This is a genomic window from Staphylococcus sp. HGB0015, from assembly GCF_000411275.1.
Classification (GTDB): domain Bacteria; phylum Bacillota; class Bacilli; order Staphylococcales; family Staphylococcaceae; genus Staphylococcus; species Staphylococcus schleiferi.
Map to the genome: position 1 here is coordinate 185,267 of NZ_KE150417.1, position 19,317 is coordinate 204,583.

Here is a 19,317-nt window from a genome sequence, read left to right on the forward strand (position 1 = left end):
AATTTGATAAGTATCGAATCGCTTTTGCGTCAAACGAAGTATCGCATTTGGACTTTATGATAGGGAGGCGTTTTTTGTGTCTATCGATTTGTGAATGGAAGATAAAAAAAGATGCAAATGATTTTACTCTAAAAATGAAAAAAAGCAACTCGAGGGTGTTATAATAAAGACGATGATATACAAGGGGGTAGTGAACATGAAACGTAAAAAAGTTTCTATCATTGGATCAGGTCATACAGGGGCAACATTAGCATTTATTATTGCGATGCATGGTCATGCAGATGTCTTACTTGTAGACCGAGAAAAAAATGAATCGGTGATGAAAGGGAAAGCCTTAGATATGCAACAAAGCGGTGCAATTTTAGGGTTTAATGTACATGTGCATGCAACTGTGGACTATGCAGAAACTAAAGATTCTGATGTTGTTGTAATTACAGCTGGCTTGCCAAGACAACCGGGGATGAGTCGAGACGATTTAGTTCAAACGAATGAAGAAATTATGGTCGAGGTCACTCAAAAAGTAGTTAAATATTCGCCAAACTGTACAATTATCGTATTAACTAATCCTGTTGATGCGATGACTTACACCGTTTATCGCACGTCCGGCTTTCCTAGTGAAAGAGTGATGGGTCAATCAGGCGTTTTAGATACAGCGAGATTTAATACTTTTGTAGCTGAAGCGCTCAACGTCGCAGTGAAAGATGTGACAGGGCTTGTTTTAGGTGGACATGGAGATACTATGGTCCCTTTAATTCGTCACAGCCAAGTGAACGGCGTGTTATTAACTGAACTTATGCCACAAGAACAAATAGACGCTATTGTTGAAAGAACAAGAAAAGGTGGCGCAGAAATTGTAAAACTATTAGGCAACGGCTCTGCATATTATGCACCTGCTGCAGCAGTATATGAAATGGTTCTTGCTATTTTAGAAGATCAGAAGCGGGTACTTCCAACAATTGCATACTGCCAAGGGGAATATCAATTAAATGATATTTATATTGGTGTACCTGCCATCTTAGGTGCGAATGGTGTAGAACGCATTATCGAATTAGAACTGAATGAAGACGAACAGCAACAATTAGCACATTCGGTTGAAGCGGTTGAATCCGTTAAAGCCTCATTAAAAACAACGTCATCACAATCACATTAAATCGACGTATAAAAAATAGATTAAGTTTGGGCTAGTGCCATTTTAGAAGATGACTCGATTTTTAAATTTGTATAGACATTTTTAAAAATTGAGTCATCTTTTATGTGAAAAACAAAATATTGAATGACACTGTGATTTTATAACAAAGGAGCCTGGGACATAAATACCAAAATAAATAGCTCGAAGATGATTTTGATAAAAATCGTCTTCGAGCTTCCTTTTTATTATCATGCTTCGTATTATATAGGATCGCTTTCCGAGGGGACAGCCTCAGCCTGTAGTCTTCGGCTCGTCCTGTTCCCTCAGGAGTCTCGCTATAAATACTTCGCTTATATATGTAATCATTCACCATTATACTTAAAAAAAATAAGGCACTTTCGTATAATTTAATTCATCACAACAAAAACTAAATTAATGAGGTGCCTAAGGAAATTAGTCGCATCTAGTGCGGCTAAACTGATGATAAAAGGAAAACATACGAGATTTTTCGTTTTTTACGAAAACCTCGGATTTCATCGATTATTGAGACAATTTTGTCTCAGGCTCGTATCGATTACACTATGCGTGAAGCTGAATCACCATAATGATAAACGCCATAAAGTTGTTAAACATGTGCATCATAATTGAAACTGCAATATTGCATCCACTTTTGATGTAAGTATAGACAAATAAAATTCCTAATAATAGATATGGGAAAATTTCAAATGGAGATTGTGCCGCTTGCATATGTAAAAGTGCAAAAACGACAGCGGAAATGATTCCCATTATTACATATCCAAATTTTTTTCCGAGTTCCCCAATTAACACATGTCGAAATAGTAACTCTTCCGTAATAGGAGATAAAATAACAATGCTTAAAAACGCAAGCGGTAACCATTTAGGGTCATTGAAAAAAATCATCAAGCTCTCTTGATTACCTGTTTCCTTAAATTTCCATTGTTCTGGTAAAAATTTAAAAAGGTACGTTATGAGCCCATTGGCAAAAATATAAAGGAAATAAGCACCAATCATTGTACCAACATACTTTCGAGACGCTTTAAAAGCATGGATTATTTTTTCTTTCCAATGATGTCGATGGGACCAAATTAAATATCCAATCACCGTTAATGCAGTGATAACCCCGATAAAGATAAATAATAAACCTACTGGGAAAATATGCAATGGAACTAACAATAAGTGAAACAAATTTGCTAAGATGACTTGAACTAAAATATAAATCACAAATGCCCATAGGTCTCGCCAGGCAACAGGATGATTTGAAGATGCGCGCATAAGATGACCTCCATATATGAACTATGATGATACTATTAAACCACAAAAATGATTAAATACAATGCAACAAACTCTAAAAACGTCAAAATATAACTATACTTTAGTAATAATTTTGTTTTAAATGCGACATCCCAATCTTTATGAAAACGTTCGTAATAGAATAACTGTATTAAAAACAACGCGATACCGAACGGAAATGAAAAGACAATAAGACATACATACCATGGCCAATTCATTTGAGAATAGAGTATAGCAATGATTGCTTGTATCAATACGATGGCAATGACAAAAATAAAGAGCATATTCATGATTGACTACGCACCCCTTTCACAAATATTAATAAGAGTGCTTGTAAGCCAACGATTAACGAAATGAAAATCATGGCAGGGGTATCAATGGCTTTTAACGTTGACCATATGACAGAAAATGGATGGTTAATGACGTGTACACTATGGAAGCGTAAAAAACGACCTACATAAATACCGACGCCATTTAAAATCATCATGCCAAGCAGGACTAAAACCCTAAACCACTTCGATGTTATCATATGATAAAGTTCTAATGCGATTAATACATAACAGTATGCCGCAAACATGACGGAAGCTGTCAATAAAGCAAAATTGGTCCACTCTATGAGATTAAGACCTGATAGAAAATCAAAGCCAAAATGATTAAGATGTATCAAATCTGTCACCATATAAAAGGTATTAGGTAACATTAAAATAAACACTGTTAAAAACACTAAAAATAATGGCCATTCAAACCAGCGTTTTGGAAGAAAGAGTTTAAGCAAAAATACAAGCTCTAAAGGAATGTAGGCAAGTGTAATATTCAGTGCTATAAATTTATATTGTGTAGGTGAAAAAAGTGAGATGATGAATAAGACAATATAAAATAAACGTGTAATATAACGTGCTTTCATTATCAAGCCTCCTTCTATGTGATGCGCAAATAAGGATAACTTGTTATGAAAAAGGATTCAAATATTTTATAAGATCAGAACAAAAAAATATACATATAATTAAATTTGTTACTCATTGAAATAGGGTAAATGAAGGGTATGGAAGAAATTAGGAGTAGCCTAAAGCCTGATGTTATAAGGGCATATTGTGTATCGTGATTAAATAGAGCGCCTTCAATTATAAGCCGATGAGATGAGAAGTTTTGTAAAGTGGACTATCTATTTTGTAAAGACAAAAATAAACGCTCAAATTTTATTTTAAATAGATATTTTAAATGGTTTGATTTGAGTTTTTGTTCTTTATTTTGTTAAGTCGTTGTTATATAATGTTTTAATATTTTGAATGCATTGAGGGAGGGAAGTGTATGAATAAACAGTTTATTATTTTATACTTAAATATTTTTCTAGTATTTCTAGGAATTGGTCTCGTAATTCCAGTACTTCCTATCTATTTAAAGGATTTAGGGTTAACTGGTTCTGATCTCGGAATACTTGTTGCTGTTTTTGCGCTTGCACAAATGATTATTTCACCTTTCGGAGGTGCATTAGCTGACCGTTTAGGTAAAAAATTAATTATTTGTATTGGGCTTGTGCTGTTTAGTGTTTCTGAATTTTTATTTGCAGCGAGCCATACATTTTCATATTTAATCCTTTCTCGCGTATTAGGTGGTTTGAGTGCAGGAATGGTTATGCCAGGTGTGACCGGTTTGATTGCAGATTTATCACCCTCAAAAGATAAAGCGCGTAACTTTGGATATATGTCAGCGATTATATCAGCAGGCTACATTCTCGGTCCCGGCGCCGGCGGTTTCTTTGCCGAAATCTCACATCGTATGCCGTTTGTTGTGGCCGGGGCACTTGGTGCATTAGCTTTTGTCGGAACGGTCATCTACGTCCACTCTCCAAAAAAACAAACGACACAAGGTTTTCATCAGTTTGATAACGCCGAACTAGGAAAAATTAATTATAAAGTATTTATTACGCCCGCCATACTGACGTTAATCCTTGCATTTGGTTTATCTGCATTTGAAACGTTATTCCCGCTATATACAGCAGATAAAATTAATTTCAAACCGGTAGATATTTCAATTGCCATTACAGGTGGGGGCATCTTGGGAGCCATCTTCCAAGTGTTCTTGTTTGATAAAATGATGCGTTATTTTAGTGAATTGAAATTTATTGCTTATGCTTTGATCTATTCAATGATTATTTTAGTATTAATGATTTATGCACATACGTATTGGCATGTCATGTTATTATGTTTTGTTGTCTTTATTGGCTTTGATTTAATTCGCCCAGCCCTTACCAATTATTTTTCAAATATAGCAGGACATCGTCAAGGATTTGCAGGAGGACTGAATTCGACATTTACAAGTATGGGGAACTTTATTGGACCATTAATTGCAGGAACGCTTTACGATATCGATATTGAATATCCGTTATTAATGTCCATCGCTTTTATGATATTAGGTTGCGTCGTCATTGTCATTGAAAACCAGTTTAGAGCGAAATATCAAAAAAGCAAGTAATGATTGCTTTGCTTAAAATCAAAACATGCGCCCATGTGGGTGAATGATGAAATGACACCTCGTTGATAGAAATATGGGTTGAATGGCTGTAAAATAAGCCACCCATCTTAATTCTATGAGCGAGGTTTTATTCTTGAATACATAAAATGATAGTGGAAAGTGAGAAAGTGCAGGCTAATGTTTTCAGCCGAAAAGGCAAAGCATTCGTGATATAATAGGAGAAATTGAAAAGTAAAATTAGGAGCGAATTCGATATGCATATTAAAATATTGGGTTATCATATTTTTCAAAAAGGAGGCACAACAAGAAGTAATTTAAATTTGATTCAGTCGTTGTGCCAAGCAGGTCATCAAGTGACTTACGTCAACTATATGGGTGTGAGAAAACAACGATTAAAGTCACTGATAGCAGAAGAAGGTGGGCAACTAAAAAATGTGAAATTCCAATCGTTTCTTGGTGCAAATTCTATTGCGCACGCAGATTTATTGATCATCACACGAGAAGACTTTTTTAAATTTGCACGCGAAGTGAAGCAGCTTTCACCTGAAACAGTGATACTCGGTGAAATTCACAGTCCGTTAGCTTATATTTCACCGCATATGGACTTGGCGTTAGAAGCGGTCGATGCAGTACGTGTAAGTACAGAAGCCATTGCACGAGCATTCGAACAACGCTATGATTATCCGTACGTGTTTCCGATGTATGTCAATACAAGTCATCTAAAAATAGCGAAAGCCCCTACAGCTACGACTTATAATTTATTAATTAAAGCACGTTTTGAAGACGAAATTAAAGATATTTCTTATGCATTAAAAATGATGCGTTATTTCATACACGAACGTCACCAATCACAGATTCATTTGTATCTTCAAGGCTATGGGCCTTCACTTGAACTTTATGAGAATTTAGTACGCTATTATCGTTTAGAAAGCAATGTTCATATCAATGAAGCAGAACCAGAATCTTATATTTATTTTTCATCTTCGCCCTATGAAACATTGGGCTATTCTATACTAGAAGCCATCGCACAAGGGCATCGTGTATGCCTTTATCCTGGAGATAATCAGGTGTTGAGAGCTATTTACACACCTTTTCATGCTGTGCACTGGCTTCAAAAAGATTTAAAATCAGACGCCGATACGTTGATGCAAGCTTATAGTGCGCAGTACACGGATGAAGAGAGACAAGAAGATATTGAGGTTTTAAAACAACAATTTATCCGTATTAATGATACAAATGCGCTCATTGCTAAAACGATGGAAATCGCACAACAGCATCAAGTGAACCAAGCTGAGATTCAGCCCCCAAAAATAAAAGCGAGATATCAATTTGCTCAGGAAATGGCGAAAAGATTTGCAATCCAGACAAAACAAAATTTAGAGTCCTCATCTAAAGGACCGCTACGTAAAGGTTCTCGCGTTTATAATAAAGTTCGCCAAGCTATTTTTAAAGTCGAAGGACGTGTGAAACAACGCCAAATTCATCAACGTCAAGTCTCTAAAAAACACGTCTTTGTTGAATCTTTTCATGGCAAAAACTTTTCAGGGGATCCTAAATACATTGCCTGTGCACTTAAAAGATTAGATCCAGAATTAGAAATTTACGTAAGTGCTGCAGATCCGTTAGTTGAATTGGAGATTAGAGCTTTCGGCATGACACCGATACGATTTGGTACACGTTCATATATGCGTGCTTTTGAGAAAAGTGCCTACGTTATAATTAATGGGAATTTATGGGATCGATTAGTGAAACATCCACAGCAATGTGTTGTTCAAACATGGCATGGTTTTCCGTTAAAACGGATGGTGAATGACTTAATGGATGAGCAAGAACGTCAAAAGCAAGCGCTGCAATTTGCCCCGCGTATGAAAAAATGGGATGTTTTGCTTTCATCTTCACCACGTTATGAACAATACATTCAATCTGCCTTCCAATTAAAGACGCATCCAAATTTAAAAATATTGCGTGAAGGCGCACCGAGAAATAGTGATTTGATGCGCTATCAAGACGATGTGGAGAGAAGATCAACAATCCAAGAAAAGTATATGTTTACTAAGAATGAAGAGAAGCGATATATTTTATTTTGTCCTACATGGCGAAAAGATACACGTCAATCCGTCTCGACACTTGATATTGTGTCATTGATAGAAGGGCTGCCTGATCAGTATGAAATGATTGTTAAACTGCATCCGAACGAGGGGCATTTACGTGAAGTGTATGATCGATTACATCCAAGAATTCATTGTTTCTTCAATGAATTGGTTGATATTCAAGAGTTGTATTTAATTTCAGATGTCTTAATAACAGATTATTCGTCAGCAATTTTTGATTATGCACACTTAGATCGACCTATACTTATCCTTGAGGAAGATACGACGCGTTATCAACAAGATATCGGTTTTTACTTTGATATTGAGCAATTTACAAACATTCAAAAAGTAGGTCAAAACATCGAACAAATTCAGCACATGATTTTACAAAATAAACATGTCGATCATCAAAAAATGACAAACGAACTTATGACCTATGATCAAATCGAGAGCGATAATAAAGTGGCACAGTTTATCTTAGAACAATAGTAAGACTTGAAAGAAGGGATATCATGGCAAAGCAAAAGAAAACAAATGCGATGCGCATGTTAGATCAAGCGAAAGTAGAATATGAGATACGTACTTTTCCTGTGAGTGATGCACATATTGAAGGGCATGAAGTTGCTGCTTTAATTCAAGCAGAGACAGATACGGTATATAAAATACTCGTACTTGAAAATGATGACCATGCCCATTTTGTGTTCGTTATTCCAGTTAATGCACACTTAGATATGAAAGCAGCAGCGGCTGCCGTCAATGAGAAAAAGTTGCATCTTATGCCTTTAGATGATTTGAAGAAAGTAACAGGTTATATCCGCGGTGGATGTTCACCTATAGGGATGAAGACACATTTTCCAACGACGATTCATACGGCAGTTTTAGCTTGTGAAACTGTATTTGTGAGTGCAGGTCAAAGAGGTGTACAAATGGGAATTGCACCAGAAGACTTAATTCGAATGAGTCAAGCACAGACAGTTGATGTAATCCAGTAAGTGAAATGACACATTTTGGTTGTTTTTGATTGAAAAATGACTAAAATGTGTCTTTTTTATTTATTATATGGTTGTTATTGGTTAGTTTTGATTGAAAACGATTGATTTTTGAAAACGGATACACTATAATGAAGGCGAATTGAGGTGGGAAGATGTTAACTGAGAAAAGACATGAAATGATACTCGACGCATTAGCACAACATAACTTTTTGTCATTACAACATCTCGTCGAATATACAGAGTCAAGTGCCTCGACGATTCGAAGGGATTTATCTCGGCTACAAGAAGAGGGCAAGTTAACACGTGTGCATGGTGGCGCAAAATTAATTAATAATCCTAAAGAGCCAGAACTTTACGAAAAAAGAACACAGCATATTGAAGAAAAAGTGGCCATTGCTAAAAAGGCGGCCCAACTCGTTAATGAGGGAGATTGCATATATCTCGACGCTGGCTCGACGACGTTAGAGATGATTCCTTATCTGAGTGCGAAAGAGATTACCGTTGTGACAAATGGTTTATCTCATGTTGAAGGCCTACTCAAACAAGGTATCCCAACTAAATTGATTGGCGGAGATGTGAAAGGAAATACGTTGGCTGTTGTAGGCGGTCGAGCTGTTGATTTTCTAAAGCATTATCGCTTTAACAAGGTGTTTCTTGGTGTGAACGGGATTGATATTGAGGCAGGCTTTACAACACCTGATGAACGAGAAGCGATTGTTAAAGAAACGGCCGTGTCACAGGCGCAACAAGCTTATGTACTCGCAGATACTTCCAAATTCAATGAACAATTTTTAGCGACGATTCATACACAAGAGCGACCCATTATCATCACTTCAGAAAAAGTGAAAAGTATCAATGGTTATGCACAATATGATTCACATTTTGAAATTTTAGGAGGGCAATTATGATTTACACAGTGACGTTTAATCCATCCATCGATTATGTCATGTTTGTAGATAATTTTGAAACGGGCGGACTGAACCGTACGACAGACACTGCTAAATTTGCAGGAGGTAAAGGGATTAACGTTTCCCGTGTCTTACAAACATTAGATACGCCATCCACGGCTCTCGGTTTTGTAGGTGGATTTCCTGGGCAATTTATCGAAGACACATTAAAAACAGCGGGTATTCAAACTGCATTTACCCACGTCAATGAAGATACACGTATTAACATTAAGTTAAAAAGTGGTGACGAGACGGAAATTAATGCTGCCGGTCCGCATATTACTGATGCACAAGTCGAAGCGTTATTTGAACAACTTCGTAAAACAACTGCAGACGATGTAATTATTGTTGCCGGAAGTGTACCGAACTGTTTGACTGGAAGTATTTATTCCGACATTGCAAAAATCACGCAACAAACAGGAGCACAATTGGTTGTAGATGCTGAAAAATCATTAATTGAAGGGATATTACCTTATCGCCCACGCTTTATTAAGCCGAATCAACATGAACTAGAGCAGATGTTTAATGTCGCAATTAAGACTGATCAAGAAGTACTTAAGTATGCACGTCAATTAGTTACAAAAGGTGCACAGGCCGTTATCGTGTCTCTAGGTGGTGCAGGCGCGATTTATGTTGATGAGAAGGAAGCCTATCGGATTCAAGCACCACAAGGTCAAGTGATTAATACAGTCGGTTCAGGTGATAGTACAGTGGCAGGCATGGTTGCAGGATTAACTCAAAAATTAACAGTTCCAGAAGCATTGAAACTCGCGATTGCTTCGGGCTCTGCAACGGCGTTTAATCATGATCTAGCAGAATATGACAAAATCCAAGAACTGAGAGCACGAGTGACAATCCAACCATTATACGAGGAGGGGTAACATGAGAATTACAGAGTTACTCACTAAAGAAACGATTGCTATGGATCTTTCTGCGACAACAAAAGATACAGCAATCGATGAACTTGCACAGCAATTAAATCAAGCAGGAAAATTAAGCCATCTAGAAGATTTCAAAAAAGCCATCCACGCACGGGAACAACAAAGTTCAACAGGAATTGGTGAAGGGATTGCAATTCCACATGCAAAAGTAGCAGCTGTAAAACAACCTGCGATTGCATTTGGTAAGTCAAAAGCAGGGATTGACTATGACAGTTTAGATATGCAACCCGCACATCTCTTCTTTATGATTGCGGCACCTGCTTCAGGGGCACAAACACACTTAGATGCATTAGCGAAACTCTCAGGTATTTTGATGGACGAAAAAGTGAGAGAAGCACTTTTAAATGCAGAGACGCAGGAAGATGTATTAGCAATTATTAATCGTGCAGATGATGAAGCAACAGATGAAGACAGTGCTGAAGACGCACAACCTATTGTCGATCAAGATCAACCTTATGTATTGGCGGTTACTGCTTGCCCAACAGGTATTGCGCACACTTTTATGGCAAGGGATGCATTGAAAAAACAAGCTGAAGAAATGGGCGTTAATATTAAAGTAGAAACAAATGGTGCAGGTGGAATCAAAAACAAATTGACTTCAGAGGATATTGAACGCGCTAACGGGATTATTGTGGCAGCGGATGTGCATGTTGAAACAAACCGTTTTGATGGAAAAAATGTTGTTCAAGTACCTGTTGCTGATGGTATCAAGCGCCCAGAAGCTTTAATCAACAGTGCTTTAGATACATCAAGAAAACCTTTTGTAGCTGCCTCTGGACAGCAAACTGAAGAAAGTAATGAAAAATTAGGTGTCGGTAAAACAATCTACAAACACTTGATGAACGGTGTTTCTAACATGTTACCACTCGTTATAGCAGGTGGTATTTTAATGGCGATTGTGTTTATGATTCATCCAGATGCATTTGACCCGAATAGTAGTCATTACAACGCTTTTGCAGCAACGTTATGGCAGATTGGGAACAAAAGTGCATTTGCATTAATTATTCCTATTTTAGCAGGTTATATTGCACGAAGCATTGCTGATAAACCTGGTTTTGCCGCAGGTCTTGTTGGTGGGATGCTCGCTATTTCAGGTGGTTCAGGATTTTTAGGTGGTATTATAGCTGGTTTCTTAGCTGGTTACATCACTGAAGGGATTAAAAAATTAACAAGAAACTTACCTCAAATGTTAGAAGGTTTAAAACCAACATTGATTTATCCAATATTTTCTGTATTCTTGACAGGGATATTGATGATTTATGTTTTCAATACGCCGGCCGCATGGTTAAATAACGGCTTAGTCAATGGATTAGATCATTTATCAGGCAGTAATATCGTATTGCTTGGTGTTGTTATCGGTGCGATGATGGCCATCGATATGGGCGGACCTTTCAATAAAGCCGCATATGTATTTAGTACTGCTGCATTAACAGCGGGTAATACAGCACCAATTTCTGCAGCAATGATCGGCGGTATGGTGCCACCTATCGCAATCGCGCTTGCAATGTTAATTTTCCGCTCAAAATTTACAAAAGAGCAACGTGGTTCTATTATCCCGAATTTTGTAATGAGTGCAAGCTTTATCACTGAAGGTGCAATTCCGTTTGCTGCAGCTGACCCATTGCGTGTCATTCCTTCCATGATGATTGGTTCAGGCGTAGCGGGTGGACTTGCCCTATTGTTTGGTGCATCTATTAACGCGCCACATGGTGGATTGGTCGTTATTATCGAGACTGATCCAAGTCATGCATTTTTAACAATTGTTGCCATTTTGATTGGTGCTATTGTAAGTGCGGTCATTTATGGATTGTTGAAAAAGGCTCCAACAAAACCTACTATTTAAAAAATAAGATGATTATTAATAGTAAGGTGATGAGATCATTTACAAAAGCCGATAAGAATGGAAAGTAAAGTGATAGATTTAAAGCGTTTCGGTCATCAATACTAAATTAAATAGCGTTAAGATGGTTTTAATAGAAAATCGTCTTAACGCTTCTTTTTATGATAAAAACTTCGTATTGTATGACTTCGCTTTCCGAGGGGACAGCCTCAGCCTGTAGTCTTCGGCCCGTCCTGTTCCCTCAGGAGTCTCGTCATCCATACTTCGTTTATGCATATAATTATTCACTATTATAGTTAAGAACAAGTCGCTTTTGCTTAGTCTAGTCAGCTTTGCATAGGCAATACAACGAAATCTTTGTTGCACATGTGACTTCAGCCCCTAAGCAAGCGAGTTCATGAAGACAAATTAATCCAATATTTTATGTCCCGAACGCTCTGTTTTATACAGAAACAGATTGCTTTTAAATAATGTGATGAACTAAGAATGGCTGAGTGAAAAAGATGTGCGTGTTATATTGGAAATCCTACTAAAGTACGATAGTTTCATAGTATTATTTCACTAAAAGTTATGGTATGATAAAATTAATATTTTTATGTCTGGAGGTAGCTCAATGGGAAGGATTTAGGCATGAACACGCTGTTGTGTCACTTAGGTCATATACACTTATCATCATCGCTTTCTATTGAGCGATGCAATTAACGGAGGTGAATCCCTATCTATTAGGGAACTAATTGGATAGTACGACCATATTATATTTATTTATATTTTTTGCATTAATTGCCTTAACTACTGTATTTGTCGGTTCAGAATTTGCATTAGTTAAAGTAAGAGCATCACGCATTGAACAGCTAATTGCTGAAGGGAATGGCAATGCGCGTGTTGTAAAAAAAATGATTTCAAATCTTGATTATTATTTATCAGCCTGTCAGCTAGGGATTACAGTGACATCTCTAGGCTTAGGGTGGTTAGGTGAACCTTTATTTAAGCACTTATTAGAGCCACTGATTGGACTCATTCATATTCCTGATGCGATTGTGACAACCGTATCAATTGTGACTGCATTTATTATCGTGACATACATTCACGTTGTTATCGGTGAGCTTGCACCTAAAAGTTTAGCAATCCAACATACAGACCGCATCGCATTATTATATGCGAGACCTTTATATTACTTCGGTTTTGTGATGAAACCGTTAATTTGGTTAATGAATGGTTCTGCGCGTTTAATTATTAGAATGTTTGGCGCTGATCCAAATGCTGGTAATGAGGCGATGTCTGAAGAAGAATTGAAAATCATTATGAACAACAGTTATCATGGTGGTGAAATCAACCAAACTGAACTTGCGTATATGCAAAATATTTTTTCATTCGATGAGCGTCATGCCAAAGATATTATGGTGCCACGTACGCAAATGATCACATTGAACGAACCTTTCAATGTAGATGAGTTATTAGAAACAATTAAAGAGCATCAGTTCACACGTTATCCGATTACTGAAGATGGTGACAAAGACCATATTAAAGGATTTATCAACGTAAAAGAATTTCTGACAGAATATGCATCGGGTGTGCCAATTAAAATTGCCAACTATATTCATGAATTACCAATGATTTCAGAATCAACACGGATTAGCGATGCGCTTGTTCGAATGCAACGTGAGCATGTGCATATCAGCTTAATTATTGATGAATATGGCGGTACAGCTGGGATATTGACGATGGAAGATATTCTTGAAGAGATCGTTGGTGAAATTCGTGATGAATTTGATGATGATGAAATCAATGATATTGTCGAGCTCGATGAACAAACATATCAAATCAACGGTCGTGTACTACTAAGCGATTTAGAAGAAAAGTTTGGTATTTACTTTGAAGACTCAGAAGATATTGATACAATCGGGGGCTGGCTTCAAGCTCAAAATACAGACTTAGAACAAGATGATTACGTCGATACAACTTATGATCGTTGGGTGATATCAGAAATCGAAAATCATCAGATAATTCATGTATTGTTGCGTTATGAATACAACTTAGAACGTCCTCGACAACGTGATGAAGATGATTATGAACTTCAAGAAGAATCTTGAAGATAAGTATCATCATACTGAAAAGTGAATGATTTTAATGAGGAGTGTCCATGACATAAAGTGGACAACTCCTCTCTTTTTTTAGATTTTATATTCGACGCTATCATAGACTGGAAAGGGCTTTGAGATTAAAACCGAATGATCATATGCTATCCTTTAGAGGTAGGGATAGCGCCTTGCGTGAGCGCGCGCTTTTCTAATGAACGTTACTTTTATGTAGGAAATGGGTAGAAACAAAAGGATGAGACATAGAAAAAGTAGATAGAGTAGGTGCACAAATAATGAAATTACGTGTGATTGTCCCATGTTATAACGAGAAAGACGTACTACATCAAACCATACAACAATTGATAGGAATATTAGAAAAAGACAGTGTTGCACAAGTGTATGAGTATGATTTGTTGTTTATTGATGACGGGAGTCACGATAATACGATTACAATACTTCAAGAGGCAGCCAATGAAACGCAACATCTTAAATATATCTCATTTAGTCGAAATTTTGGTAAAGAAGCAGCAATGTTTGCAGGATTTGAACATAGTGTAGATTGTGATGCGGTTGTGATGATTGATGCAGACTTACAACATCCTCCAGAACTTATACCTGATATGGTAAAAGCATACCGGGAAGGCTATGACCAAATTATCGCAAAGCGTAATCGCGAAGGTGAACACGCTTCTCGGAAATGGATGACGCGCTGTTACTACAAAATGATCAACTATTTCATTGAAGATATTGAATTAGAGGATGGCATTGGTGACTTTAGACTTTTAAGTCAACGCGCGGTGCGTTCGTTAGTAAGTTTAGAAGAGTATAATCGTTTTTCTAAAGGCTTATTTTCATGGATTGGTTACCGTAGTAAAGTGATTCAATATGAAAATGTTGAGCGGGAAGCAGGACAATCAAAATGGTCAATAAAAAGTTTATTCAATTATGCTATAGATGGATTGATTTCATTTAATTATAAGCCACTACGTACAATGATTTACTTGGGATTGTTCATTTTTTTAATGAGTATGGTTTATATTATTTACTTATTTGTTGATACACTTATCCATGGTGTTGATGTTCCCGGCTATTTTACGTTAATTGCGGCGATATTATTTATTGGTGGTATTCAACTCGTCTCTATTGGAGTGATGGGTGAGTATATCGGGCGGATATATTATGAGGTAAAGCGACGACCGCAATACATTGTGCAAGCCTCTAATGTAGAAACACCAAAGTTTGATAAAAAGTAACAAGTATCAATTTTATTTTTAATCTTCATAGGGGCGACTGTTTTTTGTGGAGCGTAGGATGACGAAATCAAAACGATTTCTCTCCTACGCTTTTTTTATTTCAAAACAATGGTGAACTTGCTTTAAAGAAGGGCAAAGTGTATGTTGTAAAACTTAGAATAGATTTAAAACGATGCATAGGCCACGTAGTGCACAACTAATACGAAAATGCGCGCAAATGATGTTGAAAATGACCATTTTTGTTGTACGACCATTGTATTTTTCAAACGCATCATTTCAATTTTAAGCTTTTTGAATAAATTTTAGCGCACAATAAACTCAACACAAAATAAAGTAAGAAGAAAACAATCAAGTGAGGTATGGAAAGTGAATGTTCTTTTAAATTCATAATAGAGCCATTTGTCTCATAGGAATAATGACAAGCAAAGATTTGAAAATGAGAGTTATTTAATATGGTATTTGCAGAAATAACATAATATGCAATATTGAAAACACTCATTGTTAATAATGTCAATATATTATAAGATTCTTTACTCATAAATAAAGAGAGGATATTAATCAAAACAGGAACTAAAATAATCGTAAATGCCATAATCATTAAACCGATATTAAACTTTAATATGAACATTAGAATTGAAAATAATATATTTAAAAAGAGTGCAAATAGTGCAGCTTTATAATTCATTTTCATTAATCATCTCCCATATTATCAATATCTAGTGGATAGAGATAAATCATCAAACACTGTATAAAATGTAAAATTTAGATTGTATTGGTTGCGTTCAAAGATTCAAAATCATAGTTATAAAAAGGCCAAGACCTCACTATGAAGAGAGGTATGCCTTTAAAAGTATTATATGTAAACTAATTTTAAAAAGCAATATTATAGATAAATAAATATTAGTGAGTAAAATACATTCGTTTTATATTTAAAATTTAAATTTTATACAATGCAAAAAGAAGCTTTCTGAGGATAAAGTCGCGGATTGATGAATGGTAGTTATGTAGCGTTTATCAAGGCGCATTAAGGATGACAGTGTTATACAAACACGATACTTTAATACCTTTTTTTATACATAAAAAAATACATGAGCCAAGGCCCATGTATTTTAATATTCAAATTTATTTTTTACCACGCATTTTACCTAATACTAATGACACAATTGCGATAACAAGAATTGCACCAATTAATGCTGGTAAAATATAAACGCCGCCTAATGATGGGCCCCAATGACCGAATAGCCAGCTACCAATTGCAGAACCGACTAAACCAGCGATAATGTTACCAATAATACCACCTGGGATATCTTTACCTAAAATTGCTCCAGCAGCCCAACCGATAAGACCACCGACGATTAACATAATTATAAAACCCATAGTGTATGCCTCCTTTTTTTTCTATACCATAAGGTTCTACAAGTAAATACCACATTTATGGATAGTTTAATCATTTTTTGGTAAGATAAATATTTTTTCAATCGTTAACGTTGCCCAAAAGCCGATGTAAACTATCACAAAAAGGTACCAAAAAGGCGTGAGGCTAACCATTGTAATCATTGATAAGAGAATCAAAGTGCCACCCATCCAAATGGGATGCTTTATTTTCAAAACTTGATAAAATTTTGAAAAACGCGGTGAGTTTAACGTAGTTGAAAATTGTAATATCCCACCAAATAGAAAAATGGCAGGGGCTAAATACGGTACAGACATATAAATCGATGCTTCAGATGTCCGTGCCAAAATGACAAATAAAATACTAACCATAATGGTCAAAATACCAATAAAGAATTTTTGGTGTCGAATTTTAAATGCATGATGCGTGTAATCTAAATGATATTGTAAGATCAACCATGTTAAATACATTAACATCGTGGCGAGTGTAATAAAATTAAGCTTATTCAATAAGATTGGGTTCACAAAACTACTCAACGTGAGTGATAGTATCACCGAACTGAGTCGAATATATTGATAGTGATGTCGATGTAAATCAACTAATAATGTCCCAATCACGATAATAATGTTTAAGATGACAAATAAGGCCATTATGTTCTCCTAACTATTCGCAATTCATTTTTCCATTATATCAATCTCATCTCTTATTAGCATTTAATAACACTTTAAATCTTTATAAAATTTAATAGATGAAGGAAAATCGTCATACAGACAGGTTTCCTTCATCTATTAATCTCCATCCTCAAGAGAGGATATACTATATGGATGAAAGGCTGAGTGAGTTAAACGCCTTTCTTATTACTCCAAACTAATGTGTGCAATTGTGGCAACACGTATACTTCATTCATTTCTGCATCTTCAGTGACACGATCAATCAGTTGTTCATAATGTTCAAGTAATTTTTGAGTATGGTGTTCGACATGATCTTCAAGATAAGGATTTCCAACTTGTAAATAAAATGGAAGGTGAGGATAGCGATGATGAATCATTTTAGCGAATTCATAATCCGCATCATCAAATACAACAACCTTTAAATTAATCTGGGACACGTCACATTGCGCGATCACATGATTTAATCGCTCCAAATCTTGTTTCATACCAGAACTTGGTGGTTTCGGTGAAATCGTTAAATCATCAATTTGACGCATCCAAGGTTGGAAATGGCTTCCTTGTGTTTCAAGAGCGGTATGGACGCCGTGGGATTGACAAACATCGATTAATGCTTGTATCCCTTTAATGAGTGCAGGATTTCCACCCGAAATCGTGACATGATTAAAGCAATCACCACCAATCGCTTTAAGTTGGTCGAAAATGGCTTCAGCGGACATCATTCGGATTTCATCTTTCATGCTGCCATCCCAAGTGAATTTAGAATCACACCAACTACAACGAAAATCACATCCAGCTGTGCGCACAAACATTGTCTTTCTACCGATAACACGACCTTCACCTTGGATTGTAGGACCAAAAATTTCGAGTACAGGTATTTTAGCCATGCTTTGGCTCCTGTTTTTTCGGTCGATAGACGACATAGCTTGTAGGTGTTTCGCGTAAAAAGATCTGAAGACATTTTGGCGCATGTGGTAAATCTTTTAAATGTTCAGCGACAATTTCGTAAATTGTTTGCGCTACGATTTCAGTAGAGGGGCTTTTGCCTTGAAAATGTGTTAAATCATTCAATAAATAATGATCAAATTTGTCATGGATGAGACTTTTAAGTTCACTAAAATTAATGAGGAAACCAAGTTCATCTAAGGCATCGCCTGCTATCGTAATATTTACAAAATACGTGTGCCCATGAACGCGCATGCATTTACCCGCACGTTCATCAGGGATAAAATGTGCAGCTGAAAAGTTAAAGTCTTTATTGAGTTCGTACGTATAATCATGATTTACAGATGGATAAATTTGTTGCATCATGATTTTTCACTTCCTTTCTCAGCAAGATATTGTTCTAAACCGCGTTGACGTAAGCGACAAGCTGGGCATTCGCCACAACCTTCTGCGATGATGCCGTTGTAGCAAGTAAGTGTACGATGACGCACATAATCAAGTACGCCTAATTCATCACTCAATGCCCATGTTTCTTTTTTATCTAACCACATTAATGGTGTATGAATAACAAAATCGCGTTCCATCGATAAGTTGAGCGTGACATTCATTGATTTAATAAAGACATCACGGCAATCTGGGTAACCCGAGAAATCTGTTTCACAAACACCTGTAATAATATGTTTCGCACCAATTTGATAGGCGAGTGCACCGGCAAAAGAGAGGAAAAGTAAGTTTCGCGCAGGAACAAAGGTGTTAGGTATTTGTTCATCCGTCTTTATTTGCATGTCGTGCGATGTCAGCGCGTTTGGTGTTAGTTGAGATAATAAACTCATATCAAGAATATGATGTTTAAGCCCTTGATCCTCTGCGATTTCTTTCGCAACTTCTATTTCTTTCGCATGACGTTGACCGTATTCAAAAGTAACCAACTCCACCTCTTTGAAATGTTTTTTCGCATAAAAGAGACAGGTTGTACTATCTTGGCCACCACTAAATACAACGACTGCTTTTTCATCATTGAGCACCTTAGACATAATTGTTTCGCTCCTTATTTTATGTAGAGATCCTAAAATAAGACATAAAAAAAGCCGTCTCTATAAAAAGATAGACGGAAGGTGTCTAGTTTTTTATAGAGGGTTGGAAGCTAGGAACCTCTTTAATTCAATTACGTTCCATACTGTAATACATTTAGGCGCAGAAATCAAGTCATCCTTATATTTTAAAATGAAATTGGCTAGAACTTTGTCAATTATGCGCA

General features: G+C 36.4%; 18 protein-coding genes. 9 read left to right on the forward strand and 9 right to left on the reverse strand.

Features of this window, described 5'->3' with window-relative positions; genetic code table 11:
- Positions 1 to 190: 190 nt before the first annotated feature.
- The gene (mdh, locus tag HMPREF1208_RS00900) at positions 191 to 1,150 is read left to right on the forward strand and encodes a malate dehydrogenase (RefSeq protein ID WP_187364092.1); all 960 of its coding nucleotides are present in this window, start codon (positions 191 to 193) and stop codon (positions 1,148 to 1,150) included.
- 558 nt (positions 1,151 to 1,708) lie between these two features.
- Here mdh and HMPREF1208_RS00905 read toward each other — a convergent pair.
- From HMPREF1208_RS00905 to HMPREF1208_RS00915, 3 genes are read right to left on the reverse strand one after another with little or no spacing between them, the layout of a single operon-like run.
- On the reverse strand, positions 1,709 to 2,422 hold the full coding sequence (locus tag HMPREF1208_RS00905; RefSeq protein ID WP_016424449.1) for a CPBP family intramembrane glutamic endopeptidase: 714 nt from the start codon (positions 2,420 to 2,422) through the stop codon (positions 1,709 to 1,711).
- A 35-nt stretch (positions 2,423 to 2,457) separates the two neighbouring features.
- Positions 2,458 to 2,730: a hypothetical protein gene (locus HMPREF1208_RS00910; RefSeq protein ID WP_016424450.1), complete on the reverse strand. Its 273-nt coding sequence runs from the start codon at positions 2,728 to 2,730 to the stop codon at positions 2,458 to 2,460.
- Complete coding sequence (locus tag HMPREF1208_RS00915) at positions 2,727 to 3,344, reverse strand: DUF1361 domain-containing protein (protein ID WP_016424451.1); 618 nt, start codon at positions 3,342 to 3,344, stop codon at positions 2,727 to 2,729. Before HMPREF1208_RS00915 ends, HMPREF1208_RS00910 begins: the two co-directional genes overlap by 4 nt.
- Before the next feature lie 404 nt (positions 3,345 to 3,748).
- Here HMPREF1208_RS00915 and norA point away from each other — a divergent pair, with 404 nt between their 5' ends.
- The 8 genes from norA (at position 3,749) to HMPREF1208_RS00955 (ending at position 15,053) form a co-directional block, all read left to right on the forward strand.
- Entirely contained in the window at positions 3,749 to 4,912 is a 1,164-nt protein-coding gene (norA, locus tag HMPREF1208_RS00920) for a multidrug efflux MFS transporter NorA (protein WP_016424452.1), read from the forward strand.
- A gap of 254 nt (positions 4,913 to 5,166) precedes the next feature.
- Entirely contained in the window at positions 5,167 to 7,491 is a 2,325-nt protein-coding gene (locus HMPREF1208_RS00925) for a CDP-glycerol glycerophosphotransferase family protein (RefSeq protein WP_016424453.1), read from the forward strand.
- Positions 7,492 to 7,514: 23 nt separating this feature from the next.
- On the forward strand, positions 7,515 to 7,994 hold the full coding sequence (gene ybaK, locus HMPREF1208_RS00930; RefSeq protein ID WP_016424454.1) for a Cys-tRNA(Pro) deacylase: 480 nt from the start codon (positions 7,515 to 7,517) through the stop codon (positions 7,992 to 7,994).
- Between the two features lie 152 nt (positions 7,995 to 8,146).
- Positions 8,147 to 8,902 (forward strand): DeoR/GlpR family DNA-binding transcription regulator, encoded by a 756-nt coding sequence (locus tag HMPREF1208_RS00935; protein WP_016424455.1) that lies wholly within the window; start codon positions 8,147 to 8,149, stop codon positions 8,900 to 8,902.
- Positions 8,899 to 9,822, forward strand: coding sequence for a 1-phosphofructokinase (gene pfkB, locus HMPREF1208_RS00940; RefSeq protein WP_016424456.1), 924 nt, complete (start codon positions 8,899 to 8,901; stop codon positions 9,820 to 9,822). The genes HMPREF1208_RS00935 and pfkB overlap by 4 nt, the downstream gene beginning before the upstream one ends.
- Position 9,823: 1 nt before the next feature.
- Positions 9,824 to 11,725, forward strand: a complete 1,902-nt coding sequence (locus tag HMPREF1208_RS00945) for a PTS fructose transporter subunit IIABC (protein WP_016424457.1) — start codon at positions 9,824 to 9,826, stop codon at positions 11,723 to 11,725.
- 731 nt (positions 11,726 to 12,456) lie between these two features.
- Positions 12,457 to 13,812, forward strand: coding sequence for a hemolysin family protein (locus HMPREF1208_RS00950; protein ID WP_016424458.1), 1,356 nt, complete (start codon positions 12,457 to 12,459; stop codon positions 13,810 to 13,812).
- A 281-nt stretch (positions 13,813 to 14,093) separates the two neighbouring features.
- Positions 14,094 to 15,053 carry a glycosyltransferase family 2 protein gene (locus HMPREF1208_RS00955; protein ID WP_016424459.1) on the forward strand — a complete coding sequence of 320 codons (960 nt, stop codon included), beginning with the start codon at positions 14,094 to 14,096 and terminating at the stop codon, positions 15,051 to 15,053.
- Positions 15,054 to 15,324: 271 nt separating this feature from the next.
- Here the strand turns inward: HMPREF1208_RS00955 and HMPREF1208_RS00960 are convergent, their stop codons facing one another.
- From HMPREF1208_RS00960 to queC, 6 genes are all read right to left on the reverse strand, one after another.
- On the reverse strand, positions 15,325 to 15,744 hold the full coding sequence (locus tag HMPREF1208_RS00960; protein WP_016424460.1) for an Msa family membrane protein: 420 nt from the start codon (positions 15,742 to 15,744) through the stop codon (positions 15,325 to 15,327).
- 431 nt (positions 15,745 to 16,175) lie between these two features.
- Complete coding sequence (locus HMPREF1208_RS00965; RefSeq protein ID WP_016424461.1) at positions 16,176 to 16,430, reverse strand: GlsB/YeaQ/YmgE family stress response membrane protein; 255 nt, start codon at positions 16,428 to 16,430, stop codon at positions 16,176 to 16,178.
- 66 nt (positions 16,431 to 16,496) lie between these two features.
- A complete protein-coding gene (locus HMPREF1208_RS00970; RefSeq protein ID WP_016424462.1) occupies positions 16,497 to 17,096 on the reverse strand; it encodes a hypothetical protein in 600 nt (199 codons plus the stop codon).
- A 191-nt stretch (positions 17,097 to 17,287) separates the two neighbouring features.
- On the reverse strand, positions 17,288 to 18,001 hold the full coding sequence (gene queE / locus HMPREF1208_RS00975; protein ID WP_016424463.1) for a 7-carboxy-7-deazaguanine synthase QueE: 714 nt from the start codon (positions 17,999 to 18,001) through the stop codon (positions 17,288 to 17,290).
- Positions 17,994 to 18,425: a 6-carboxytetrahydropterin synthase QueD gene (queD, locus tag HMPREF1208_RS00980; RefSeq protein WP_016424464.1), complete on the reverse strand. Its 432-nt coding sequence runs from the start codon at positions 18,423 to 18,425 to the stop codon at positions 17,994 to 17,996. The genes queE and queD overlap by 8 nt, the downstream gene beginning before the upstream one ends.
- Positions 18,422 to 19,093 (reverse strand): 7-cyano-7-deazaguanine synthase QueC, encoded by a 672-nt coding sequence (gene queC, locus HMPREF1208_RS00985; RefSeq protein ID WP_016424465.1) that lies wholly within the window; start codon positions 19,091 to 19,093, stop codon positions 18,422 to 18,424. Before queC ends, queD begins: the two co-directional genes overlap by 4 nt.
- Between the last annotated feature and the right edge of the window lie 224 nt (positions 19,094 to 19,317).